The organism is Burkholderia sp. FW306-1C-G01B (assembly GCF_058781685.1).
Genome location: NZ_JBYSWZ010000013.1, coordinates 167413 through 191485 on the forward strand (window position 1 = coordinate 167413; position 24073 = coordinate 191485).

At 68.0% G+C, this 24073-nt stretch carries 19 protein-coding genes; 8 read left to right on the forward strand and 11 right to left on the reverse strand.

From position 1 onward, the window contains the following. Window positions 1–84: 84 nt before the first annotated feature. The 5 genes from AC3WLY_RS25200 to AC3WLY_RS25220 form a co-directional block, all read right to left on the reverse strand. A complete protein-coding gene (locus tag AC3WLY_RS25200) occupies window positions 85–2199 on the reverse strand; it encodes a site-specific recombinase (protein WP_492309284.1) in 2115 nt (704 codons plus the stop codon). A 464-nt stretch (window positions 2200–2663) separates the two neighbouring features. Further along, window positions 2664–3380: a PqiC family protein gene (locus tag AC3WLY_RS25205; RefSeq protein WP_492309285.1), complete on the reverse strand. Its 717-nt coding sequence runs from the start codon at window positions 3378–3380 to the stop codon at window positions 2664–2666. Further along, window positions 3377–4996, reverse strand: a complete 1620-nt coding sequence (locus AC3WLY_RS25210; RefSeq protein WP_175963060.1) for a PqiB family protein — start codon at window positions 4994–4996, stop codon at window positions 3377–3379. The genes AC3WLY_RS25205 and AC3WLY_RS25210 overlap by 4 nt, the downstream gene beginning before the upstream one ends. Further along, window positions 4989–5618, reverse strand: a complete 630-nt coding sequence (locus AC3WLY_RS25215) for a paraquat-inducible protein A (RefSeq protein ID WP_175963059.1) — start codon at window positions 5616–5618, stop codon at window positions 4989–4991. The genes AC3WLY_RS25210 and AC3WLY_RS25215 overlap by 8 nt, the downstream gene beginning before the upstream one ends. Continuing rightward, window positions 5615–6289 (reverse strand): paraquat-inducible protein A, encoded by a 675-nt coding sequence (locus AC3WLY_RS25220; RefSeq protein ID WP_175963058.1) that lies wholly within the window; start codon window positions 6287–6289, stop codon window positions 5615–5617. The genes AC3WLY_RS25215 and AC3WLY_RS25220 overlap by 4 nt, the downstream gene beginning before the upstream one ends. A 257-nt stretch (window positions 6290–6546) precedes the next feature. Here AC3WLY_RS25220 and AC3WLY_RS25225 point away from each other — a divergent pair, with 257 nt between their 5' ends. From AC3WLY_RS25225 to AC3WLY_RS25240, 4 genes are all read left to right on the forward strand, one after another. Then, window positions 6547–7107: a cytochrome b gene (locus tag AC3WLY_RS25225; protein ID WP_072436294.1), complete on the forward strand. Its 561-nt coding sequence runs from the start codon at window positions 6547–6549 to the stop codon at window positions 7105–7107. Between the two features lie 8 nt (window positions 7108–7115). Then, complete coding sequence (locus tag AC3WLY_RS25230) at window positions 7116–7676, forward strand: YceI family protein (protein ID WP_072436439.1); 561 nt, start codon at window positions 7116–7118, stop codon at window positions 7674–7676. 64 nt (window positions 7677–7740) lie between these two features. Next, a complete protein-coding gene (locus AC3WLY_RS25235; RefSeq protein WP_072436293.1) occupies window positions 7741–8322 on the forward strand; it encodes a YceI family protein in 582 nt (193 codons plus the stop codon). Window positions 8323–8479: 157 nt separating this feature from the next. After that, window positions 8480–9757 carry an MFS transporter gene (locus AC3WLY_RS25240; RefSeq protein ID WP_175963057.1) on the forward strand — a complete coding sequence of 426 codons (1278 nt, stop codon included), beginning with the start codon at window positions 8480–8482 and terminating at the stop codon, window positions 9755–9757. A 19-nt stretch (window positions 9758–9776) separates the two neighbouring features. Here AC3WLY_RS25240 and AC3WLY_RS25245 read toward each other — a convergent pair whose 3' ends face one another. The 6 genes from AC3WLY_RS25245 to queA all read right to left on the reverse strand — a co-directional run bounded on the left by AC3WLY_RS25245 (window position 9777) and on the right by queA (window position 17601). Beyond that, window positions 9777–11294: a S41 family peptidase gene (locus AC3WLY_RS25245; protein WP_492332727.1), complete on the reverse strand. Its 1518-nt coding sequence runs from the start codon at window positions 11292–11294 to the stop codon at window positions 9777–9779. A 220-nt stretch (window positions 11295–11514) separates the two neighbouring features. Continuing rightward, a complete protein-coding gene (gene secF / locus AC3WLY_RS25250; protein ID WP_059236052.1) occupies window positions 11515–12465 on the reverse strand; it encodes a protein translocase subunit SecF in 951 nt (316 codons plus the stop codon). Between the two features lie 18 nt (window positions 12466–12483). Then, window positions 12484–14505, reverse strand: coding sequence for a protein translocase subunit SecD (gene secD, locus AC3WLY_RS25255; RefSeq protein WP_492310721.1), 2022 nt, complete (start codon window positions 14503–14505; stop codon window positions 12484–12486). A gap of 106 nt (window positions 14506–14611) precedes the next feature. Beyond that, window positions 14612–14935, reverse strand: coding sequence for a preprotein translocase subunit YajC (gene yajC / locus AC3WLY_RS25260; RefSeq protein WP_174382411.1), 324 nt, complete (start codon window positions 14933–14935; stop codon window positions 14612–14614). Window positions 14936–15168: 233 nt separating this feature from the next. After that, a complete protein-coding gene (gene tgt, locus AC3WLY_RS25265; RefSeq protein ID WP_492310720.1) occupies window positions 15169–16356 on the reverse strand; it encodes a tRNA guanosine(34) transglycosylase Tgt in 1188 nt (395 codons plus the stop codon). 177 nt (window positions 16357–16533) lie between these two features. Next, window positions 16534–17601 carry a tRNA preQ1(34) S-adenosylmethionine ribosyltransferase-isomerase QueA gene (gene queA / locus AC3WLY_RS25270; RefSeq protein WP_425133214.1) on the reverse strand — a complete coding sequence of 356 codons (1068 nt, stop codon included), beginning with the start codon at window positions 17599–17601 and terminating at the stop codon, window positions 16534–16536. Window positions 17602–17768: 167 nt separating this feature from the next. On the opposite strand from queA, the gene recG reads away from it, so the two are divergent. From recG to katG, 4 genes are all read left to right on the forward strand, one after another. Continuing rightward, window positions 17769–20102 (forward strand): ATP-dependent DNA helicase RecG, encoded by a 2334-nt coding sequence (gene recG, locus AC3WLY_RS25275; protein ID WP_492310719.1) that lies wholly within the window; start codon window positions 17769–17771, stop codon window positions 20100–20102. Between the two features lie 135 nt (window positions 20103–20237). Then, window positions 20238–21197, forward strand: coding sequence for a LysR substrate-binding domain-containing protein (locus tag AC3WLY_RS25280; protein ID WP_034182776.1), 960 nt, complete (start codon window positions 20238–20240; stop codon window positions 21195–21197). 394 nt (window positions 21198–21591) lie between these two features. Further along, window positions 21592–21720 carry a hypothetical protein gene (locus tag AC3WLY_RS25285; RefSeq protein ID WP_279610727.1) on the forward strand — a complete coding sequence of 43 codons (129 nt, stop codon included), beginning with the start codon at window positions 21592–21594 and terminating at the stop codon, window positions 21718–21720. A 118-nt stretch (window positions 21721–21838) separates the two neighbouring features. After that, window positions 21839–24025, forward strand: coding sequence for a catalase/peroxidase HPI (gene katG, locus AC3WLY_RS25290; RefSeq protein WP_492310718.1), 2187 nt, complete (start codon window positions 21839–21841; stop codon window positions 24023–24025). Window positions 24026–24073: the final 48 nt, after the last annotated feature.

Consider the following 24073-nt stretch of genomic DNA (forward strand, 5'->3'; position numbering starts at 1 on the left):
GGCGACGCAGGCGCGACGGCCGCGTTCGCGCGGGGAGGCCCGGCGCAGCGGCGCCCGGCCGAGCACCGCCGCGCCGCCTCGGGTTCAGTGCGCGCCCGGCTGGCCGGTGCGCGCGGCCTGGCTGCCGGCCGGCCAGAACAGCGCGAGCGGATTCGACAGCACCGTGCGGACGATCGCGGCGACGAGCGCGCGCACCTTGGTCGGGCGCAGGCTGCGCGAGCGCACGGCCATCGTGAACGCGAGCGCGAAGCTCACGAGCACGTTGAGGATCGCCATGCTGAGCACGCCGGCGCCGGCCCACCACAGCTCGGGCGTCCCGAGCGCACCCTTGCCCAGCACGCCGAGCGCGATCCCGATCGAGCCGGCCGACAGCGTCACGTGCCGCACCTCGAACGGGAACATGAACACGGTGACGATCGCCGGAACGAGGCCGAGCATCAGGCCGAGGCCGACGTTCGCGACCACGCCCGCGACGTTCGACCGGCAGAAGTGCGCGAGCTTTGCTGCGCCGGCCGCGCCGAGCGTCAGGCGCAGCCGGCGGTTGTAGGTGAGCGCGTCGCCGACCCGGTGCAGCACGAACCAGTTGTCGGCCCAGCCCGCGAGCAGGCTCGACGCCCACAGCAGCACGCCCGTCAGCGCCGCGTAGAGCGGCGTCGGGCCGAGCAGCGAGAACGAGTGCAGCGTCGCATGCGCCTTCTCCGGCGAGATCAGGTTCGCGTGCAGCACGTTGCCCGCGAACAGTTGCACGAGCAGGCACACGGGCAGCACGACGAGCACGTTGCCGGAAATCGCGGCCGCCTGCGTGCGGATCAGCGCGATCACCGACGCCACGAATGTCTTCACGCCTTCGTCGTGGCCGGTGTCGTCGAGTTCGCGCGCGAGCGTCGGCGCGGTCATCGCGGGCTGCTTGGTCGCGAGCGTGAAGTGCAGGAAGTGCATCAGCATGAAGCTGGCCGCGTAGTTGATGCCCGCGAGCAGCCCTTCGAGCATCGACTGCAGGTGCGCGCCCGTGATCGCGAACTTCACGCACACGGTCACGACCGTGACGAGGCCGCCGCCGGCGGCCATCCGCAGCATCTTCAGGTACTCGGCGCGGCCGCGCGAGATGTAGTGCTCGCCGGTGTCCGCGTTGGTCTCGACGAGCTTGCGCGCGAACAGCGAGAAGTTGCTGCGCACGAGGTGCGTGACGCTCTGGCTGTTCTGGTTCGCGTCGACCAGCTCGGCCGTCAGGCGTGCCATCCCGTGCAGGTCGTCGCGTGCCATCCACGCGTTCAGCAGCGTTTCGGCGCGCAGGATGCGCATGCGCATCCGTTCGACCTGGAACACGATGTCGACCGACACGCCGTTGCGGTACAGGTGCGAGAACACGTTGTCGACCGCGATCCGGCATTCGTCGAGCAGCACGCGCAGGTAGTTCACCTCGTGCAGCAGCTTGCTCGGGTCGCCGCCGTCCTCGACGGCCGCGTGTGCGGTCTCGACCGCGAGCATCGCGCGTGTGAGGCGATAGAACGGCTGCGTTTCGAGCGGCTGGCGCGCATCGTCGTCGGACAGCCGGCTGCGCACCGTCTGGGACAGGCCGGTCGAGCTGATCTGGCAGGTCAGGTTGTGCAGCGCGGCCAGCAGATCGCGCGAGAACGAGCCGGGCTCGTGGCGCTCTTCGTCGGTGACGTCGAACGAGAACAGCTCGGCGAGGCGCGCGAGCAGGTCGTCGGGCAGCGCGTCGATCCATTGCGCGTCCCCGGGTGCCGGGAACATCAGCGTGAACAGCGCCGACAGTTCGCGGCGGTTCGGCGCGGGCGGGATCAGCGACGAGTCGATCCGCTCGAACAGCGCGCCGAAGAAGCCCGAGTGCACGGGCATGCCGGCGTCGCACAGCAGCGAGATGCCGTCGCACTCGCGCAGGATGCCGCGCAGGATGCGCGCGGCATGCGATTTCCATGCGGGGTTGCGATCGAGCACGTGGAACAGGTAGCGCAGCCGCGCATGGGCCGGATACGCGCGTGCGTCGGCGTCGCGCTCGGCCGGCGCGTCCTGCATCGTGCCGTTGCGGCGCAGCCAGTGCGCGAGCTCGATCAGCCATTCGCTGCGCTCGGCGTATGACGCATCGGCGTCGGCGTGCGCGAGCAGCGCATCGAGCTGGTGGCCGGCATTGCGCGACGCGCGCCACTTCTTGATCAGGGTCGTCAGGGAACGAAACATAAACGGAATAGCGAAAGCCCTGGACGGGCGGGTTCGGGATGCCGGCCGGGAATGCGGCACGGCGCCGGGGAGAACGGGTGAGACGGGGCCGGTTGCCGGACGATGCGCGGCGACCCGCGGTACGGCTGCCCCGCTGCGGTGCACGCCGATCGCGTCCGGGCGCGGGGAGGCACGGCAGTCGGGCCGAATGCGGCCCGGTGCCGCCGGCTCGCGCGCACGACGAGCGGCGCGAGCCTGAAAGTGCGTAGGATCGTCAATCGGGCCGGAAAACGCAAGCCGACCGCGTTGCATGGTGCCGGTTCCGGCCGACTTTGACAAACAATGCAAAGTCGCCGTTCGGCCGATGAAGGCGCGCTGTGCGATCGGCTGCGGTAGCGTCATGCAAGCGGCTGCCGGCAGACGCGCCGCGTCGGACGAAGCCGCACCGGCGAACGGTTCTTCGGACGTCCGTCAGCGCTGCCGGCTCATGCGCCGCCGGACTTGCCCGTCGCGCCGGCGTCGCCGCCGGACGTCGGGACGGCCGGGCACGGCACGACCGGCGCGGCGGCCGTCTTGCTGCCGGCCGAAGGCGCCGTGCCGCGGCTTGCGGCCATCGCGCGCACGCCGGCCGCGGCCTGCGTGGCGATCACGTCGAGCGCGCGCCGGTGGCCGGCGACGAGCGCGTCGTAGCCGTCGGCGACCGGTTCAGCGACACTCGTACGGCAGGTCATCACGGCCTGCGTGCCGAGCGGGCGCACGCTCCACACGGCGTCGACCGCTGCGCGCTTGCCGGGCCACGACTCGAAGCGCTGCACGTTCACGCTGACGCGATACACGGGCACGCCGGGCGGGTACGCGGAATTCGCGACGTCGATCGTGCCGAGCTGCGCGGCGAGATCGTCCGACAGCGCGCGGCGGATCTCGTCGGCGGGCGGCGACGCCCAGCGTTCCTGCTCGAGCACGTCGACCTGCGCGGCGTTCTTCTGCACGACCAGCTGGTTCTTCGCGACCTGCTCGGGCACGCCGACGGACGGCACCTCGATCAGGAACGCCGGGTTGGCCGGCGCGGTGCGCACCGGGGCCGCGGCGTCGGCCGGGCTGAGCGTGTAGAACCGCGCGGGCGGCGAGCTGCACGCGGCGAGCGCGAGTGCGGCGAAGGCCACCGCCGCGCCGCTCGCGAAACCGTTCACGCGTGTCGTCATTGTTTATCTCCTGGCTTGCCCTTGAGCAGCGATTCGGGGTGACGCTCCAGATAATCGGCGAGCGCGTTCAGCGACTGCAGCGTGCGCGTGAGCTCCTTCAGCGCGCCGCGCACGTCGGACTGCAGCGGCGAATCCTGCTGCAGCGTCGCTTCGGCGGTCGAGAAGGTCTGCTTCGCGGCCGACAGCGTGTCGCGCGCTTCCGGCGCGACCTGCGTGTCGAGCTGCTTGAACAGCTTGTCGGCGTTCGACAGCGCGCTGTTCAGGTTCGCGCCGATCTGGTCGAACGGCACCTTGTCGAGCTTCTTCGCGATGTCGGCGACCTGCAGCTGCAGTTCGTCGAGCGTGTTCGGCACGGTCGGCAGCTCGAGCGGCTGGCGCGCCGTGTCGATCTTCACGGCCGGCGCCTTCGGGAAGAAGTCGAGCGCGACGTAAAGCTGGCTCGTCAGCAGGTTGCCGGTGCGCAGCTGGCCGCGCAGCCCGTGCTGGACGAGCCGCTCGACGATCTCGCGGCGGGCCGGTTCGCCCTTGCTCTCGATCGTTTCGCGGAAGCGGCGGCCGAGGCGCTCCGGATACACGTTCATCGTCACCGGCATCGTGAAGTTCTTCGTCTTCGGATCGTAGTCGATGCCGATGTTCGTTACTTCGCCGAGCACGATGCCGCGGAAGTCGACCGTCGCGCCGACGGCGAGCCCGCGCAGCGACTGGTTGAAGTTCATCACGACCTGCAGCGGCAGGCCGTCCGGGTCGCGCATCGCGTCGCCCTCGTCGGAGGCCAGGCGGAACGTCGTGTTGTTCGGCGCCGTCGTGCCGCTGCCCTGGTTCGGCGGCGTCTGGAATGCGATGCCGCCGAGGATCACCGTCGCGAGCGACTGCGTGTTCAGCTTCAGGCCGCTCGAATCGAGCCGCAGGTCGACGCCGCTCGCCTGCCACCAGCGCGAGTTCACGCCGACGTACTGGTCGTACGGCGCAGTAACGAACACGTTGACCGTGACGCCCGTGCCGTCCTTGTCGAGCGAGAAGCCGACCACCTGGCCGACCTGCACGCGGCGGTAGTAGACGGGCGAGCCGATGTCGACCGAGCCGAGCGAATCGCCGCGCAGCACGTATTGCGTGCCTTTCTGGTCGCCCGTGACGGCGGGCGGCGTCTCGAGGCCCGTGAAGTCGGTCAGCGTATCCTGCCCGTGGCCGGCGTCGACGCCGATATACGCGCCGGACAGCAGCGTGCCGAGCCCCGACACGCCAGTCGCGCCGACGCGCGGCCGCACGATCCAGAAGCGCGAGCCCTTGACCGCGAAGTCCTCGGCTTCCTTCTTGAGCTGCACCTGGACGAGCACGCGCGACAGGTCTTTCGACAGCTTGATCGTCTTGACCATGCCGATCTCGACGTCCTTGTACTTGACCTGGGTCTTGCCGGGCTCGAGCCCTTCGGCACTGTGGAAGCTGATCGTGATTTCCGGGCCGCGCTCGCGCACGGACTTGATCACGAGGCCGATGCCGATCAGCGCGGCGATCAGCGGCACGAGCCAGACGAGCGACGGCAGCCAGCCGCTTTTCGTCGAGATCGTCGGGTCGGGCGGCCGGGGCTGGTCGTGCTGCGGGCCTTGCGGACTATTCATGGTGATTCCCTGAGGTTTCGACTGGATCCCAGATCAGGCGGGGATCGAACTGCATCGATGCGAGCATCGTCAGGATCACGACCGAGCCGAACGCGATCGCGCCGGGGCCGGCCGTGATGACGGCGAGCGAACGGAAATGGACGAGCGCGACGGTGAGCGTCACGACGAAGATGTCGAGCATCGACCAGCGGCCGATGCGCTCGACGATCCGGAACAGGTGCGTGCGCTGCAGCGGCCGCCACGGCGAGCGGCGCTGCGCGCTGATCACGAGGATCAGCAGCACGCCGAGCTTGAGCATCGGCACGAGGATGCTCGCGACGAACACGACGACGGCGAGCGGCCAGTCGCCCGACACCCAGAAATAGATGACGCCGCTCATGATCGTGTCTTCCTGCGAGCCGACGATCGATGCGGTGCGCATGATCGGCAGCAGGTTCGCCGGAATGTAGAGGATCGCGGCCGCGAGCAGCAGCGCCCACGTGCGCATGATGCTGTTCGGGATGCGGAAATGCAGCGCGGTGCCGCAGCGCGCGCAGTGCGCATGCGGCCGGTCGAGCGTCTGCACGAGTCCGCACGTGTGGCAGCTCGCATAGCCCTCGCGGGCGGCGGTCGGCGTCGTCATCGGCGGGCGGCCTCGGGCGGCGGCGCGGCGGTGTCGGGCGGCTCCGGCTGTCCAGGTGGGCGCCCGGCGCGCAGGTCGTCGGCGATGTCCCACAACGTGCGCGGATCGAACATCAGCACGACGGCGATCATCAGCGTGAGCGCGGCGAACGCGAACAGCGCGGCATCGGGAACGACACGTGCGAGGCTCACCATCTTCACGATCGTCACGACGATCCCGAGCATGAACACCTCGATCATGCCCCATGGCCGCACGAGCTCGATCGCGCGCAGCACCAGGTTGAAACCGGGCGGCACGACGCCGCGTCGGATCGGCAGCAGCAGGTACAGCAGCGCGGCCATCTCGACGAGCGGGAACAGCACGGTCGAGCAGAACACCATCACGCCGACGACCGCCATGTCCTGGCGCCACAGCGAGTCGATCGCGCCGATCAGCGTCGTCTGCACGCGGTTGCCGTTCACGTCCATTTCGAGGATCGGGAACGCCTGCGCGATCGTGAACGTGATCAGCGCCGCGAGCGCGAGCGCGCAGATCCGCTCGATCTGCGTGGTGCTGTCGCGATAGAGCAGTGCGCCGCAGCGCGGACAGCGCGCGATTTCGCGGCGGCCGAGGCGCGGTTTGTGCAACAGTGCGTCGCACTCGTGACAGGCAATCAGGTCGTTTCGTTGCATGGAAAAAGCGGTTGCGCGACGGCGGGAGAACGCGTCGACGGGGCCGGAACCCGCGCCAATCTTACCAAAACGCCTTTTTCGCGGTGTCAACGATCGTGTGTTCAGTGACCGATCGGTAACATGACGGGAAGCGGGCAGCAGGCTGACACGCCTGTCCTCAGAGTCCGCGCAGGTCCAAAGGTTGCGGTAGCATGGCGCCCTTGACAAGCGTCGGACTCATGGCCGGCGCGGCTGTTCGCTGAACCGAGGAATCCAAGATGGTATCGAATTCGCTGCCGGCCAGGCCGGTACGCTATACGCAGAGCGCGATCGCGCTGCACTGGCTGATCGCGCTGCTGATCGTCTGCGCCTTCGCACTGGGCTGGGTGATGACGGACATCCCCGGCTTCACGCCGACGAAGCTGAAGTACTTCTCGTGGCACAAGTGGCTCGGCGTGACGGTGTTCGCGCTGGCCGTGGTGCGCGTGCTGTGGCGCGCGACGCACGTGCCGCCGCCGCTGCCGGGCGGCACGCCGGCGTGGCAGCGTGCGGCGTCGCACGGCGTGCACATCCTGCTGTACGTGCTGATGCTGGTGATTCCGATCACGGGCTACCTGTACAGCTCGGCGTCGAACATCCCGGTCGTGTACCTCGGCATCGTGCCGCTGCCGCGGCTGATCGATCCCGATCCGGTGCTCAAGGAAACCTTCAAGACGCTCCACGTGTCTTTGAATTACATTCTGCTTGCGCTCGTCTCGCTGCACGTGCTCGCGGCGCTCAAGCACCAGTTGTTGGACCGCGACGGCCTGCTGTCGCGGATGCTTCCCTTTGCCAAATGAAGGATTCCATGAAAGTGTCTTTCTCCCGCTCCATGCTGACCGCGTTCGCCGCGGTGTCACTTGTCGCGTCGGGCGCGGCGCTCGCCGATGTCGATCTCGCGAAGAGCAAGGTGTCCGCCGTGTCGAAGCAGATGAACGTGCCGACCGAGGGCGCGTTCAAGAAGTTTTCCGCGCAGGTGAAGTTCGATCCGGCGAAGGCCGCGCAGGGCAGCGCGCAAATGACGATCGACGTCGCGAGTTATGACCTCGGCGACAAGATGTACAACGACCAGGTTGCCGGCAAGGACTGGTTCGATGCGAAGACGTATCCGCAGGCGACGTTCGTGTCGTCGGCGATCGCGCCGGCCGGCGGCAACAAGTACAACGTGACCGGCAAGCTGACGATCAAGGGCAAGTCCGAGGCCGTCACCGTGCCCGTCACGGTCACGCAGAGCGGCGCGACGCAGACCTTCGACGGCGTCCTGCCGATCAAGCGTTCGGCGTTCAACGTCGGCACCGGCGAGTGGAAGGACACGTCGATCGTCGCGGACGAAGTGCAGATCAAGTTCCATCTGGTCGCCACGAAGTAAGCGGCGGCCTGTCGCATCACCCGAATGCCGCGCGAGGGCGCGGCGCCGTTCCAAGGAGAATGAGTTGAAAAAGCATCTGATGATCGCCGCCGGCGCACTGGCCGCTTCGCTGTCGTTCTCGGCATTCGCCGACAGCGCGACGTACCAGTTCGACCCGAGCCACACGTACCCGAGCTTCGAGGCCGACCACTTCGGCGGCCTGTCGGTCTGGCGCGGCAAGTTCGACAAGTCGAAGGGCTCGGTGACGCTCGATCGCGCGGCGAAGACCGGCACGGTCGACGTGACGACCGAGATCGGCTCGATCAGCACGGGCAGCACGAAGCTCGACGAGCACCTGCAGACGGCCGAGTTCTTCGACGCATCGAAGTACCCGGAAGCGACCTACAAGGGCGCCATCAAGTTCGACGGCGACAAGCCGGTGTCGGTGGTCGGCAACCTGACGCTGCATGGCGTCACGAAGCCGCTGACGCTGAAGATCGATTCGTTCAAGTGCATGCCGCACCCGATGCTCAAGCGTGAAGTGTGCGGCGTCGACGCGATCGGCGAGTTCAGCCGCGACGATTTCGGCCTCGACTACGGCAAGCAGTACGGCTTCAAGATGAAGACGAAGCTGCTGATCACGGCCGAAGCCGTCAAGCAGCAGTAACGCCGCCGGTCGGGCCTGCCGCCGCGCCGGCCCGTCGCGTGCCAACCGCCGCGTTCCCGTTGCCGGGAGCGCGGCGGTATTTTTTTGCGCGCCTATAATCGCCCGAGCGCGGCCGCGGCCGCCTCGAACAGAACGTACAACGACAAGGAGATCGCCGATGCATGCCGCCACGCAGTCCCGTTCCATTGCCTCGTCGCCGCGCGTGTGGCGCGCGGTGGTCGCCGCGTCGATCGGCAACGCGCTCGAGTGGTTCGATCTCGTCGTCTACGGCTTCTTCGCGGTGACGATCTCGACGCTGTTCTTTCCGTCCGGCAACGACACCGTGTCGCTGCTGCTCACGCTCGGCACGTTCGGCGTGTCGTTCTTCATGCGGCCGCTCGGCGCGATCGTGCTCGGCGCGTATGCCGACCGCGCGGGCCGCAAGGCCGCGCTCACGCTGTCGATCCTGCTGATGATGGTCGGCACGCTGATCATCGCGGTGCTGCCGACCTACGGGACGATCGGCGTCGCCGCGCCGGTGATCCTCGTCGCCGCGCGGCTGATGCAGGGCTTCTCGGCCGGCGGCGAGTTCGGCAGCGCGACCGCGTTCCTCGCCGAACACGTGCCGGGCCGGCGCGGCTTCTTCGCGAGCTGGCAGGTCGCGAGCCAGGGGCTCACGACGCTGCTCGCCGCCGGCTTCGGCACCGTGCTGAACGCACAGCTCTCGGCCGCGCAGATGGCTTCGTGGGGCTGGCGCGTGCCATTCTTCTTCGGGCTGCTGCTCGGGCCCGTCGCGTACTACATCCGCACCAAGGTCGACGAGACGCCCGAATTCCTCGCGGCCGAGGGCACTGCGAACCCGCTGCGCGACACGTTCGCATCGCACAAGGCGCGTCTGGTCGCCGCGATGGGCGTGGTCGTGCTCGGCACCGTCGCAACCTATCTCGTGCTGTTCATGCCGACCTACGGCGTGAAGCAGCTCGGCCTCGCACCGTCCGCCGCGTTCGCGGCGATCCTCGTCGTCGGCGTGATCCAGATGGCGTTCGCGCCGCTCGTCGGCCACTGGTCGGACCGTTACGGCCGCGTGCGCGTGATGATCGCGCCGGCTATCGGCATCCTCGTGCTGATCTATCCGGCATTCGCGTATCTGGTCGCGCATCCGGGCTTCGGCACGCTGATCGCGCTGCAGGTGCTGCTCGCATTCCTGATGACGGGCTACTTCGCGGCGCTGCCGGGCCTGCTGTCCGAGGTGTTTCCGGTGCAGACGCGCACGACCGGGATGTCGCTCGCGTATAACGTCGCGGTGACGATCTTCGGCGGCTTCGGGCCGTTCATCATCGCGTGGCTGATCCGCGCGACCGGGATGAAGACCGCGCCGAGCTTCTACCTGATGTTCGCGGCCGTGCTGAGCCTCGCGGCGCTGGTCGTGCTGCGCCGGCGATTCGGCTTCCGGTAGCGGGGCGGGCGGCGGCGCGTCAGTTGCCGCCGCGTTCGCACACGGGCTGCGCGGGCATCAGTTGCGCCGGCGCGTCGACGGTCCGCACGGGGCGCCCCGCGAGCGCGGCGAGCGCCTGCTGCAACTGCCAGTCGTCGGCGGTGCCGAATGCGCGCTGCGGCAGCGCCGCGCTCTTCGACGTATCGACCTTCGCGCGCACGCGCGCTTCGCGCAGCTTCTGCCGTTCCTTGCGCAGGGGCGCGAACGGGTCGGGCGCCAGCCGGTCCGCATACGGCTCGCGCGCGAGATCGACCTCCCGGTACCACAGCAGCACGCCGTCGACGTCCGAGTCGCGGCGCGGCGGCACGAGCCAGTCCGGCACGACGCCGTAGCCGTCCATCGGGCAGCCGTTCGGCCGCAGGTTGCGCGCGAACGTGAAATTCAGGCGCGTGCCGTCGATCAGGTCGACGCCGGTCTGCGCGAGCCCCTTGCCGTAGGTCGGCATGCCGAGCAGTTTCGCGCGGCCGAGATCCTTCAGCGCCGCCGCGGCTGCCTCGGCGGCCGACGCGCTCTGTCCGTCGACGAGCACGACGAGCGGCACGGTGCGCCACCAGTCGTCGGCCTGCAGCGGCGCGAGCGGATCCTGTCCGTGCATCACCGGCAGTTCGTAGTCGGGCCAGTTGGTCGAGAAGCGGCGGCGGTGGGTGTCGCCGCGCTCGACCGTCACCATCGCGGTGCGGTCGCGTCCGGTGAACAGCGCGGCGATGCCGATCGCCGCATTGAGCGCGCCGCCGCCGTTGATGCGCAGGTCGAGAATCATCCCTTTCACCGGCGGGCCCGTGCGGCGCGCGGCCTGCACCGCGTCGATGAAGTCGCCGACCGCCGGCTCCGGAAAGCTCGACAGCCGTGTGTACAGGATGTCGCCGTCGAGCCGCTTCGCGATCGCCGGATGCGGCCTGACGATCGCGCGCACGGGCGCGAAGCTCAGCGCCGCATGGTTCGGGCCGCGCTGCACCGTGAGCTTCAGCGGGATGCCCGCATCGCCCTTCGCGAGTTTCACGAGCTCGCTGCTGTCGATGCCGACGACGCTCCTGTCGTTCATCGCGACGACGAGATCGTCGGGACGCACGCCGGCCTTCTCGGCCGGTGCGTCGGGAATCACGTCGATGATATGCAGCCCGTCGGGCCGCGTCTCGAAGACGATCCCGATGCCCGGCGTGCCGTCGCGGGCGCGCCGCTCGTCGTCGAGCTGCTCCTGTCGCTCCTTCGCGTTGAAGAAGCGTGCGTACGGCAGCGTCTTGATCCCGTCGTGGGTCGCGGCGTCGAGCAGCGCGCCGATGTCGACGTCGGTCAGGTGCTGCTTCTTCAGCACTTCGACGGCGGCCTTCAGTTCGCAGATCTGCGGCTCCCAGTCGGGCGGGCAGGGTGACGGCGGTCGGGCGGCGGGAGGCGCAGCGGCGGGCGGGGCGGACGCCGGCTGCGCACCGACGGACGACGCACACGGCAGCAGCACGGCCGCGACGGCTGCGCAGCCGGCGAGGCGACGAACGACACACATCGGAGGCATCATCGGGACCGCATGTTCGGACGGGGGCGAGGGTGCTTGCACGCCGGCGAGTGGCCGGCATGCAGCGGGGCAGGGCGGTGACGATTGTAGCCGACGCCCGTGGCGGCGCCTGCCTGGCTGGCCGCGCACCGCACGGCGGCGGCCCTCGCATGAAAAAAAAGGCCGGTCCAACAGGACCGGCCTTCTTGCGTTTGCCGAAACGGCGCGGCGCTTAAACCTGCGCGCCCGCGTTCGGATCGTCCGGATCGTGCGCGGTCTTCTTGTCCTTGATCAGGTCTTCGCGCTTGATGCCGAGCCACATCGCGAGCGAGCCCGCGACGAACACCGACGAGTAGATGCCGAACATGATGCCGACCGTCAGCGCGAGCGCGAAGTAGTGCAGCGTCGGGCCGCCGAAGAAGAACATCGACAGCACCATCATTTCCGTCGACGTGTGCGTGATGATCGTCCGCGACATCGTGGTCGTGATCGCGTGGTTGATCACTTCCTGCACGCTCATCTTGCGTTCGCGGCGGAACGTCTCGCGGATCCGGTCGAAGATGACGACCGACTCGTTGACCGAGTAGCCGAGCACCGCGAGGATCGCCGCGAGCACCGCCAGCGAGAACTCCCACTGGAAGAACGCGAAGAAGCCGAGAATGATCACGACGTCGTGCAGGTTGGCGATGATGCCGGCGACCGCGTACTTCCATTCGAAGCGGAACGACAGGTAGATCACGATGCCGATCACGACGCACGCGAGCGCGAGCAGGCCGTCGGTCGCGAGCTCCCGGCCGACCTGCGGGCCGACGAACTCGACACGCTGCAGCGTGACGTCCGGGTTCTGCGCCTTCAGCGCTCCCATCACCTGGTCGCTCTGCTGCGCGGACGTGAGGCCTTCCTTCAACTGCAGCCGGATCAGCACGTTGCGCGACGTGCCGAAGTTCTGCACCTGCGCGTCGGCGTAGCCGAGCTTGCCGAGCGTCGCGCGCACCGGTTCGAGTTCCGCGGCCTGCTGGTACTGCACCTCGATCACCGTACCGCCGGTGAATTCGACGGACAGGTGCAGCCCGCGGTGGAACAGGAAGAACACGGCGGCGAGGAACGTGACCAGCGAGATCACGTTGAACACCAGCGCGTGCCGCATGAACGGAATGTCTTTACGGATGCGGAAAAATTCCATGGTCTCGTCTCCGGGGCCTTATTGGGTCGAGCCCGGTTTCTTCGGCGACACGCCTTGCTGCGCGCGGTTGCGCAGTTGCGGCTTGCCGGTGCGCGGCGCGTTGCCCTTCGCGGGGGCGGCGAGCTTCGCGGCGCGCGCGGTGTCGGTCGATTCGTCCGCGTCGGTGAACGACGCGGGGGCTGCCGCGCCTTCCGGCCTCCACACCTGGCCGATCGCGAGCGACTTCAGCTTCTTGCGGCCGCCGTACCAGAGGTTGACGATCCCGCGCGAGAAGAACACCGCGGAGAACATCGACGTCAGGATACCGAGGCAGTGCACGATCGCGAATGCGCGAACCGGGCCCGAGCCGAACGCGAGCAGCGCGAGGCCGGCGATCAGCGTCGTGACGTTCGAGTCGAGAATCGTCGCCCACGCATGCGCGTAGCCGGCCTGGATCGCGAGCTGCGGCGGCTGGCCCGCACGCAGTTCTTCACGCACGCGCTCGTTGATCAGCACGTTCGAGTCGATCGCCATGCCGAGCGCAAGCGCGATTGCGGCGATACCGGGCAGCGTCAGCGTGGCCTGCATCAGCGACAGCACGGCGACGAGCAGCAGCAGGTTGACCGACAGGCCGATCACCGAGACCACGCCGAACAGCATGTAGTACGCGATCATGAACACGGCGATCGCGCAGAAGCCCCAGATCACCGAGTGGACGCCCATCTTGATGTTGTCGGCGCCGAGGCTCGGGCCGATCGTGCGTTCCTCGATGATGTCCATCGGTGCGGCGAGCGAACCGGCGCGCAGCAGCAGCGCGAGGTCGGCCGCGGCCTGCGGCGTCGGCTGGCCCGTGATCTGGAAGCGGTCGCCGAGTTCCGACTGGATCGTCGCGACCGTCAGCACCTCGCCCTTGCCCTTCTCGAACAGCACCATCGCCATCGGCTTGCCGATGTTGTCGCGCGACACCGTGCGCACCGCGCGGCCGCCGGCCGAGTCGAGGCGGATGTTGACCGACGGACGCTGGTGTTCGTCGAAGCCGGCCGATGCATCGATGATGCGGTCGCCGGTGAAGATCACGTCCTTCTTCAGCAGCACGGGCGCCTGGATGCCCTGCGTGAACAGCTCCTCGCCGGGAGGCACCGGGTCGTTCGGGTTCGGGTGCGTGTTGATCGGGTCGGCGAGGCGTGCCTCGAGCGTCGCGGTGCGGCCGATGATGTCCTTCGCCTTCGCGGTGTCCTGCACGCCCGGCAGCTCGACGACGATACGGTCGCTGCCTTGCTGCTGCAGGATCGGTTCCGACACGCCGAGTTCGTTCACGCGGTTGTGGAGCGTCGTCAGGTTCTGCTTGAGCGCGGCGTCCTCGACGGACTTCTGCACGGCCGGCGTGAACGTGCCGACGACCTGCGTGCCGCCGCCGCCGGGCTGGGTCGCCCATTGCAGTTCGGTGACCGACTGTGCGAGCACCTTGCGGGCGTCTTCCGCGGTCTGCGCATCGCTGAAATTGACGACGACGGACTGGTCGACGCGGCTCACGCCGCCGTCGCGGATGTTCTTGTCGCGCAGCAGCGAGCGCGCGTCGGATGCGTCGGAATCGAGCTTTTTCGTGAGCGCGCCCGTCATGTCGACCTGGAGCAGGAAGTGGACACCGCCGCGCAGGTCGAGGCCGAGATACATCGGCAGCGCGTGCAGGGCAGTCAGCCAGCGCGGCGACGCGCTCTGCAGGTTCAGTGCGACGACGTACTGCGGATCGTTCGGGTCGGCGTTCAGCGACTTCTGCAGCAGGTCCTTGACGCGCAGCTGCGTATCGGTGTCCTTCAGGCGCACGCGGATGTTCGCGTTGGTCGCCGTGTTCTCGAAGGTGACGTCGTCCGGCGTGATCTGCGCGGATGCGAGCGCCGATTCGACCTGGGTCAGCGTGGTCGAGTCGAGCTTGACCGTGGCCTTGCCGCTCGACACCTGCACCGCCGGCGCTTCGCCGAAGAAGTTGGGCAATGTGTACAGAAGGCCGATGGCGAGCGCCACGACCATCACGACATATTTCCAGAGTGGATAACGATTCATGAGGGGGCCGAACGGGTGGTTGGCGTGAAAGCGTCGCGTCCGGCGCCGCGGCGGCCCGCTCTCTCAGGCGGGCACGGCGCGGGGAGCCGGACGCTCGGTGAAGGGCTTACAGCGACTTGATCGTGCCCTTCGGCAGGATGGTCGTGACCGCAGCCTTCTGCACGGTGATTTCAGTACCTTCGGCGATCTCGATGCCGATGTAGCCTTCGGTGACCTTCGTCACCTTGCCGACGACGCCGCCGCTCGTGACGACTTCGTCGCCCTTGGCCATGGCCGCGAGCATGTTGCGGTGCTCCTTCTGACGCTTCATCTGCGGACGGATCATGATGAAGTAGAGCACGCCGAACATCAGGATGAGCGGCAGGAAGCTCATCAGGCTCGATTCGGCGCCACCGGCACCTTGAGCGAAGGCATTGGAAATGAACGGCACGTTGGTCTCTCCGTAGGGGAAGATCGAAAAATAAGCCGGTTATTCTACCACCGGCCCCATGCGCAAACGGCGCAGCAAATGCGCTTTCGGATCAAGCTGTTAAAGCGCGAACCGGCACCATTGCGACTTGTCTGGAAAGGCAATTGTAATATTTGGCGGTCGGGTCCGGCAGTTGGAGCGCGTTATTTAGTACACGTCCTATGTGACGAACCGCCGCGCGGCCCGTCGGCCCGTCAGTCGACGCCTCTGGCGCGGTCCTCCGCGAAGCGCCGGCGGAACGCGTCGAACGTATGGGTCTCGATCGCGTCGCGGATCTCGCTCATCAGCTGCAGGTAGTAGTGCAGGTTGTGGATCGTGTTGAGCTGCGCGCCGAGGATTTCGCCGACGCGGTGCAGGTGATGCAGGTAGCCGCGCGAGAAGTTCCGGCACGTGTAGCACGCGCAGCTTGCATCGAGCGGCTTCAGCGAGTTCTTGTGCGTCGCGTTGCGGATCTTCACGTCGCCGAAGCGCGTGAACAGCCAGCCGTTGCGCGCGTTGCGGGTCGGCATCACGCAGTCGAACATGTCGATGCCGTTGGCGACGCCCTCGACCAGGTCCTCCGGCGTGCCGACGCCCATCAGGTAGTGCGGCTTGTTGGCCGGCAGCTTCGGGCCCACGTGCTGCAGCACGCGCATCATGTCTTCCTTCGGCTCGCCGACCGACAGCCCGCCGATCGCGAGGCCGTGGAAGCCGAGTTCCGACAGGCCCGCGAGCGATTCGTCGCGCAGGTCCTCGAACATCCCGCCCTGGACGATCCCGAACAGCGCATTCGGGTTGCCGAGCCGGTCGAACTCGTCGAGCGAGCGCTTCGCCCAGCGCAGCGACATGCGCATCGATTCGGCCGCTTCCTTGTGCGTGGTCGGCACGCCGTCGGTCGCGTACGGCGTGCATTCGTCGAACTGCATCACGACGTCGGAGTTCAGCACCTTCTGGATCTGCATCGACACTTCCGGCGACAGGAACAACTTGTCGCCGTTGATCGGCGACGCGAACGTGACGCCGTCCTCGGTGATCTTGCGCAGGTCGCCGAGCGAGAACACCTGGAAGCCGCCCGAGTCGGTCAGGATCGGCTTGTTCCAGCCCATGAAGCCATGCAGGCCGCCATGCGCGTCGATCGTGTCGAGGCCCGGGCGCAGCCACAGGTGGAACGTGTTGCCGAGGATGATCTGGGCGTTGATCTCGTGCAGCTCGCGCGGCTGGATCGCCTTCACGGTGCCGTACGTGCCGACCGGCATGAAGATCGGCGTTTCGACCACGCCGTGGTTGAGCTTCACGCGGCCGCGGCGCGCGTGGCCGTCGGTCGTCAGCAGTTCGAATTCGAGCCCGTTGGCCGGGCGCTCCTGCGCGGGCGCGTGCGTATCGTGGGATGAACCTTCGGTCATCGCGTCATTCTCCTTGCCACCGGAAAACAGTCCGGCGCATGTTGGACAGGCCGCCGGGTGCCCGGCGGCGGAAAAGGCGGGTGCGGGCCAGCGTGGCGCGCCCAGCGGGAAATCGGGGCGTGAAGATAGTAACGGGGGCGACGGGCATGCGGTGCGGGACCGTCGCGCCCGTCGCGCTTATGCTTGCGGCGCCTCCGGCGTGTCGCGCCGCGTGAGCAGCATCGCGTCGCCGTAGCTGAAGAAGCGGTAGCGCTGGTCGATCGCGTGCCGGTACGCGGCGCGGATCGTCTCGACACCCGCGAACGCGGACACCAGCATCAGCAGTGTCGACTTCGGCAGGTGGAAGTTCGTGACGAGCCGGTCGACCACGCGAAAACGATAGCCGGGCGTGATGAAGATGTCGGTTTCGGCCTGCGTCGCCGCGAGCGGGCGGCCCGCTTCGTCGGCCGCGCGCGCGGCGGCTTCGAGCGCGCGCATCGACGTCGTGCCGACCGCGATCACGTTGCCGCCGCGCGCGCGGGTCGCGGCGATCTTGTCGACGAGCGACTGCGGCAGGTCGTACCACTCGCTGTGCATCCTGTGCTCGGCGATGTTGTCGACGCGCACCGGCTGGAACGTGCCGGCGCCGACGTGCAGCGTCAGCGTCGCGCGCTCGACGCCCATCGCGTCGAGCTTCTCGAGCAGCGGCTGGTCGAAGTGCAGCCCGGCCGTCGGCGCGGCGACCGCGCCCGGATTGCTCGCGTAGACGGTCTGGTAGCGCGTTTCGTCGGTCGCGTCGGGATCGTGCTCGATATACGGCGGCAGCGGCAGGCGGCCGTACTGCTCGATCAGCGCGAGGCACGGCTCGGGGAAGTGCAGCGTGAAGAACGGCTCGACGCGCTCGCCGACGGTCACGTCGAACGCATCGGCAAGGCGCAGCGTCGTGCCGGCGCCCGGCGACTTGCTCGCGCGGATCTGCGCGAGCGCCGTGTGCGTGCCCGTCACGCGCTCGATCAGCACCTCGATCTTGCCGCCGCTGGCCTTCTGGCCGAAGAAACGCGCCTTCAGCACCCTGGTATCGTTGAAGACGAGCAGGTCGCCGGGCGCGATGCACGATGGCAGCTCGGCGAAACGGCGGTCGACGAGGCGCGCGGGCTCGACGGTGCGGTCGACCTCGAGCAGGCGGCTCGCGGTGCGGTCGGGCAGCGCGGTTTGCGCAATCAGCTCGGGCGGCAGATTGAAATCGAAATCGGAAAGCGTGAACATGCGGGCTGGTTCGAAGCGGCCGGCGGGCGTCGCCGGCAGGGCGGAAACGCGTAAATGGGGCGCGCGAGCCGCTATGATGACGGGATGCGCGGCCTGGCCGGCGTCGTTCGTTCGGACGACGTGAAAGCCGCTATTGTACTTGCCTTGCGAAGCACCCAGACGATCCGATGCCAGTGTCACCACGCCGTTCCACCGCCGCCGTTGCCGATTCCGCCGATCCGTTCGACACGGAGGATGTCGCGTTGCCCGCGCATCGCGCGGCGGAGCGTGACGCGCAGGAGCCTGCCGAGCCGCCGCGCGCCGCGCCGCGCCGGGCCGGCCCGAAGCGCGGCGCCGACGGGCGGCTCGCGCAGCCGGCCGCCGCCGCGCCCGACGCCGTGAGCGACGAAGCGGGCGCAACCGGCGCGAAGCGCAAGAAGAAGGCGGCCGCCGACAAGCCCGTGAAGACCGTCGACAAGCTCGCGAAGCTCGGCCTCACGCGCTCGATCGATCTCGTGCTGCATCTGCCGATGCGCTACGAGGACGAAACCACGCTGACGCCGATCGGCGAACTGCTGCCGGGCGGCATCGCGCAGACCGAAGGCGTCGTGTTCGACAACGAGGTCGCGTACCGGCCGCGCCGCCAGCTCGTCGTGAAGATCCAGGACGACGACGGCGAGCACCTCGTGCTGCGCTTCCTGAATTTCTACGGCTCGCAGGTCAAGCAGATGGCCGTCGGCCAGCGGCTGCGCGTGCGCGGCGACGTGCGCGGCGGCTTCTTCGGGATGGAGATGGTGCATCCGGCGGTGCGCGTCGTCGACGCGGATACGCCGCTGCCGCAGGTGCTCACGCCCGTCTATCCGAGTACGGCCGGCGTGTCGCAGGCCTATCTGCGCAAGGCGATCGAGAACGCGGTCGAGCGCACGCCGCTGCCCGAGCTGCTGCCGCCCGAGATCGATCGCGCGTACCTGCGGCCGCTCGGCGTGCCGTCGCTCGAGCAGGCCGTGCGCATCCTGCATCACCCGGGCGTCGATTCCGACGAAGCCGCGCTGATGGACGGCTCGCATCCGGCGTGGACGCGCATCAAGTTCGAGGAGCTGCTCGCGCAGCAACTGTCGCTCAAGCGCGCGCACGAGGAGCGCCGCACGCGCGCGGCGCCCGCGATGCCGCGCCGCACCGCGAGCGATGCCGATGCGCTGACGACGCGGCTCTACGCGGCGCTGCCGTTCACGCTGACCGGCGCGCAGTCGCGCGTCGTCGACGAGATCGCGCACGACCTCACGCTCGCGCACCCGATGCAGCGCCTGCTGCAGGGCGACGTCGGCAGCGGCAAGACGGTCGTCGCGGCGCTGGCCGCCACGCAGGCGATCGACGCCGGCTACCAGGCCGCGCTGATGGCGCCCACCGAAATCCTCGCGGAACAGCACGCGCGCAAGCTGCGCGCATGGCTCGAGCCGCTCGGCGTCACGGTTGCGTGGCTGGCGGGCAGCCTGAAGGCGAAGGAGAAGCGCGCGGCGATCGAGGCGGCCGCGCTCGGCACCGCGCAGCTCGTGATCGGCACGCACGCGATCATCCAGGACACGGTCGAATTCGCGCGGCTCGGCCTCGTGATCGTCGACGAGCAGCACCGCTTCGGCGTCGAGCAGCGTCTCGCGCTGCGCGCGAAGGCCGCGAACGCGGCCAACGGCGCGCGCGATTTCCAGCCGCACCAGTTGATGATGTCGGCCACGCCGATTCCGCGCACGCTCGCGATGACGTATTACGCCGATCTCGAAGTCTCGACGATCGACGAGCTGCCGCCGGGCCGCACGCCCGTGCTGACGCGCCTCGTCGGCGACGCGCGGCGCGAGGAGGTGATCGCCCGGGTGCGCGAGGCCGCGCTGACGGGGCGCCAGGTGTACTGGGTGTGCCCGCTGATCGAGGAGAGCGAGACGCTGCAGCTGCAGACGGCCGTCGAGACCTACGAGACGCTCGCCGCGGCGCTTCCCGAGCTGAAGGTCGGGCTCGTGCACGGCCGGCTGTCGCCGGCCGACAAGGCGGCCGTGATGGAAGCGTTCACGCGCAACGACGTGCAGCTGCTGGTCGCGACGACCGTGATCGAAGTCGGCGTCGACGTGCCGAACGCGTCGCTGATGGTGATCGAGCACGCGGAGCGCTTCGGCCTCGCGCAGCTGCACCAGTTGCGCGGCCGCGTCGGGCGCGGCACCGCGGCGTCGGTGTGCGTGCTGCTGTACACGGGGCCGCTGTCGATTACCGGTCGCGAGCGGCTCAAGACGATGCGCGAGACGACCGACGGCTTCGAGATCGCGCGGCGCGACCTCGAAATCCGCGGCCCCGGCGAATTCCTCGGCGCGCGCCAGTCGGGCGCGGCGATGCTGCGCTTCGCGAACCTCGAGACCGACGGCTGGCTGATCGATCCGGCCCGCGAGGCCGCAACGCGACTGATCGCCGCGTACCCCGACGTCGTCACGCAGCATCTCGCGCGCTGGCTCGGCGCTCGCGAGCAGTACCTGAAGGCCTGATACACCGGTTTGGGGCCGGATCCTGAGCCGCCAAAACCGTCAATCGACGCATCGCGATGCAGAGAAACTTGGCGAACCGGTGCCAGAGGGTGTATAAATTAAACCTATCGCATGTATATCTCTGATTGACCCACAATGACGCTGACTGAATTGAAATACATCGTCGCGGTCGCGCGCGAGCGGCATTTCGGCCGCGCGGCCGAAGCATGCTTCGTGAGCCAGCCGACGCTGTCGGTGGCGATCAAGAAGCTCGAAGACGAGCTCAACGTGCAGATTTTCGAGCGCGGCGCGAGCGAAGTGAGCGTGACGCCGATCGGCGACCAGATCGTCACGCAGGCGCAGCGCGTGCTCGAGCAGACCTTCGCGATCAAGGAGATCGCGAAGCAGGGCAAGGACCCGCTTGTCGGCCCGTTCCGTCTCGGCGTGATCTACACGATCGGGCCGTACCTGCTGCCGACGCTCGTCAAGCAGATGATCCAGCGTGTCCCGCAGATGCCGCTGATGCTGCAGGAGAACTACACGCTGAAGCTGCTCGAACTGCTGAAGCAGGGCGAGATCGACGCCGCGATCATGGCGCTGCCGTTCCCGGAAACCGGCCTGATGGTGCGCCCGCTGTACGACGAGCCGTTCGTCGTCGCGCTGCCGGCCGGCCATCCGTGGGAGAAGCGCGAGGAAATCGATGCCGAGGACCTGAAGCAGGAAACCATGCTGCTGCTCGGCAACGGCCACTGCTTCCGCGATCACGTGCTCGGCGTGTGCCCGGAGCTGATGCGCTTCTCGCAGACGGCCGACGGCATCCAGAAGACCTTCGAGGGCTCGTCGCTGGAGACGATCCGCCACATGGTCGCGAGCGGCGTCGGCATCACCGTGCTGCCGCGGATGTCGGTCACCGAGGTCGGCCCGCGCGCGAACGGCCCCGATGCCGAGTTGCTGTCGTACGTGCCGTTCCACGAGCCGGTGCCTGACCGCCGCGTGGTGCTCGTGTGGCGCAAGAGCTTCACGCGGATGCCCGCGATCGACGCGATCAGCGATGCGATTTCCGCATGCGAACTGCCAGGCGTCGCGAAGCTCGACATGCCGGCGACGATGAACTGACCGAGCCGCGGCATGCATGCATGACAACACGATGAACGGGGTCTTGCGACTCCGTTTATTTTTCTCTATCGCATAGATGAAATTAATTAAATTAAAATAATCAATAGATTTGCATAGAATTCTCTACATGGATCGGCGTCGTGTCGACGTTCGATTTGCACGCTGAATGCAAGCGCCAGAGGAGGATGTCATGATGCGGTCGGTATTGCAGCACGCGCAGCGGAACATCCCGTCGCGCGACGAGGTCGTACATCGCGCCAGGGTTGCGGTTCGTGGCCTGCGCCCGATTGCGTTCGCGTATCTGGCGGACCGTGTGTATGGTGGATGAACGTCGCCGCATGCCGGTCCCGTGTGCGCCCGCTGCACCCGCCGTCAAGCCATGAACGAGCATCGCATGTCCGAAAGCTGGAAGACCACGCGCATCACCGGCAAAGTGCCTGCCGGCAGCCGGTTCCCCGAGCGCCCCGCCTGCGGCGCCTCGCGGCGGGAACACACGGCGAAGGCCACGCACGACATCCCGTAGTACGACAGGAGGATCTACCTGTTCCGTTTCCTATCCCCGCAATGACACTCCACAGACCGCCCGGCACGCTGCCGGAGCGAGCAGGTGGAGGCATACGAGCAAGCCAAGGAGAAAACGCATGTCGAACGAAACGAAGTGCCCGTTCAACCACGCCACCGGCGCCGGCGCAACGAACAAGGACTGGTGGCCGAATCAGTTGAACCTGGACATCCTGCACCGGCACTCGGCGCTGTCCGATCCGATGGACAAGGATTTCGACTACGCCGAGGCGTTCAAGAAGCTGGACCTCGCGGCGGTAAAGAAGGACCTGCATGCGTTGATGACGACGTCGCAGGACTGGTGGCCGGCCGACTTCGGCCACTACGGCGGCCTGTTCATCCGCATGGCCTGGCACAGCGCCGGCACGTACCGCACGGCCGACGGCCGCGGCGGCGCGGGCGGCGGGCAGCAGCGCTTCGCGCCGCTCAACAGCTGGCCCGACAACGTGAGCCTCGACAAGGCGCGTCGGTTGCTGTGGCCGATCAAGCAGAAGTACGGCCGCAACATCTCGTGGGCCGACCTGATGATCCTGACCGGCAACGTCGCGCTCGAATCGATGGGCTTCAAGACCTTCGGTTTCGGCGGCGGCCGCGTCGACACGTGGGAACCGGACGACGTCTACTGGGGCTCGGAAAAGATCTGGCTGGAACTGAGCGGCGGCCCGAACAGCCGCTACTCGGGCAAGCGCGACCTCGAAAGCCCGCTCGCCGCGGTGCAGATGGGCCTCATCTACGTGAACCCGGAAGGCCCGGACGGCAACCCCGACCCGGTCGCCGCCGCGCACGACATCCGCGAGACGTTCGCGCGGATGGCGATGAACGACGAAGAGACGGTCGCGCTGATCGCCGGCGGCCACACGTTCGGCAAGACGCACGGCGCCGGCCCGGCATCGAACGTCGGCCCCGAGCCGGAAGCCGCGGGCCTCGAGCAGCAGGGTCTCGGCTGGAAGAGCTCGTTCGGCACCGGCAAGGGTGCCGACGCGATCACGAGCGGCCTCGAAGTCACGTGGACGTCGACGCCGACGAAGTGGAGCAACGACTTCTTCAAGCACCTGTTCAGCTATGAGTGGGAGCTCACGAAGAGCCCGGCCGGCGCGCACCAGTGGGTCGCGAAGGATGCCGGCGACGTGATTCCGGATGCGTACGACGCGTCGAAGAAGCACCGCCCGACGATGCTGACGACCGACCTGTCGCTGCGTTTCGATCCGGCGTACGAAAAGATCGCGCGCCGCTTCTACGAGAACCCGGCCGAGTTGGCCGACGCGTTCGCGCGCGCATGGTTCAAGCTCACGCACCGCGACATGGGGCCGCGTGCGCGTTATCTCGGCCCGGACGTGCCGGCGGAACATCTGCTGTGGCAGGACCCGATCCCGGCCGTCGACCACAAGCTGATCGACGACGCCGACGTCGCGGCGCTGAAGGCGAAGGTGCTCGCATCGGGCCTGTCGGTGTCGCAGCTCGTGTCGACCGCATGGGCGTCGGCTGCGACGTTCCGCGGTTCGGACAAGCGCGGCGGCGCGAACGGTGCGCGCATCCGCCTCGCGCCGCAGAAGGACTGGGAAGTGAACCAGCCGGCTGAACTCGCGAAGGTGCTCGCGACGCTTGAAGGCGTGCAGAAGGCGTTCAACGACGCGCAGACGGGCGGCAAGAAGGTGTCGCTCGCCGACCTGATCGTGCTGGCCGGTGCGGCCGGCGTCGAGCAGGCCGCGAAGAATGCGGGCGTGGCGGTGACGGTGCCGTTTGCACCGGGCCGCGCGGATGCGACGCAGGAGCAGACCGACATCGACGCGATGGCCGTGCTCGAGCCGCTGGCGGATGGTTTCCGCAACTTCCTGAAGCATGCGTACAAGACGCCGGCCGAGGCGCTGCTGGTCGACAAGGCGCAACTGCTGACGCTGAGCGCACCCGAGATGACGGTGCTCGTCGGCGGCCTGCGCGTGCTCGGCGCGAACGTCGGCGATGCGAAGCACGGCGTGTTCACCGACCGTCCGGAAACGCTGACGAACGACTTCTTCGTGAACCTGCTCGACATGGGCACGGAGTGGAAGCCGGTGTCGGCCGCGAACGACGTGTTCGAAGGGCGCGATCGTGCGACGGGCAAGGTCAAGTGGACGGGCACGCGCGTCGACCTGATCTTCGGCTCGCACGCGCAACTGCGCGCGCTGGCCGAGGTGTACGGCAGCGCGGATGCGAAGGAGAAGTTCGCACGCGACTTCGTCGCGGCCTGGAACAAGGTGATGAACCTCGACCGCTTCGATCTCGCATGAGCCTGGCCGCCGCGTAATGCGGCAATGCGGTAACGCAGCAACGCAGTA

Excerpts from the sequence above, each read along its gene's own strand:
- AC3WLY_RS25200 (WP_492309284.1), bottom strand. The coding sequence starts at position 2,199 with ATGTTTCGTTCCCTGACGACCCTGATCAAGAAGTGGCGCGCGTCGCGC.
- AC3WLY_RS25205 (WP_492309285.1), bottom strand. The coding sequence starts at position 3,380 with ATGACGACACGCGTGAACGGTTTCGCGAGCGGCGCGGCGGTGGCCTTC.
- AC3WLY_RS25210 (WP_175963060.1), bottom strand. The coding sequence starts at position 4,996 with ATGAATAGTCCGCAAGGCCCGCAGCACGACCAGCCCCGGCCGCCCGAC.
- AC3WLY_RS25215 (WP_175963059.1), bottom strand. The coding sequence starts at position 5,618 with ATGACGACGCCGACCGCCGCCCGCGAGGGCTATGCGAGCTGCCACACG.
- AC3WLY_RS25220 (WP_175963058.1), bottom strand. The coding sequence starts at position 6,289 with ATGCAACGAAACGACCTGATTGCCTGTCACGAGTGCGACGCACTGTTG.
- AC3WLY_RS25225 (WP_072436294.1), top strand. The coding sequence starts at position 6,547 with ATGGTATCGAATTCGCTGCCGGCCAGGCCGGTACGCTATACGCAGAGC.
- AC3WLY_RS25230 (WP_072436439.1), top strand. The coding sequence starts at position 7,116 with ATGAAAGTGTCTTTCTCCCGCTCCATGCTGACCGCGTTCGCCGCGGTG.
- AC3WLY_RS25240 (WP_175963057.1), top strand. The coding sequence starts at position 8,480 with ATGCATGCCGCCACGCAGTCCCGTTCCATTGCCTCGTCGCCGCGCGTG.
- AC3WLY_RS25245 (WP_492332727.1), bottom strand. The coding sequence starts at position 11,294 with ATGTGTGTCGTTCGTCGCCTCGCCGGCTGCGCAGCCGTCGCGGCCGTG.
- secF (WP_059236052.1), bottom strand. The coding sequence starts at position 12,465 with ATGGAATTTTTCCGCATCCGTAAAGACATTCCGTTCATGCGGCACGCG.
- secD (WP_492310721.1), bottom strand. The coding sequence starts at position 14,505 with ATGAATCGTTATCCACTCTGGAAATATGTCGTGATGGTCGTGGCGCTC.
- tgt (WP_492310720.1), bottom strand. The coding sequence starts at position 16,356 with ATGACCGAAGGTTCATCCCACGATACGCACGCGCCCGCGCAGGAGCGC.
- queA (WP_425133214.1), bottom strand. The coding sequence starts at position 17,601 with ATGTTCACGCTTTCCGATTTCGATTTCAATCTGCCGCCCGAGCTGATT.
- recG (WP_492310719.1), top strand. The coding sequence starts at position 17,769 with ATGCCAGTGTCACCACGCCGTTCCACCGCCGCCGTTGCCGATTCCGCC.
- AC3WLY_RS25280 (WP_034182776.1), top strand. The coding sequence starts at position 20,238 with ATGACGCTGACTGAATTGAAATACATCGTCGCGGTCGCGCGCGAGCGG.
- AC3WLY_RS25285 (WP_279610727.1), top strand. The coding sequence starts at position 21,592 with ATGTCCGAAAGCTGGAAGACCACGCGCATCACCGGCAAAGTGCCTGCC.
- katG (WP_492310718.1), top strand. The coding sequence starts at position 21,839 with ATGTCGAACGAAACGAAGTGCCCGTTCAACCACGCCACCGGCGCCGGC.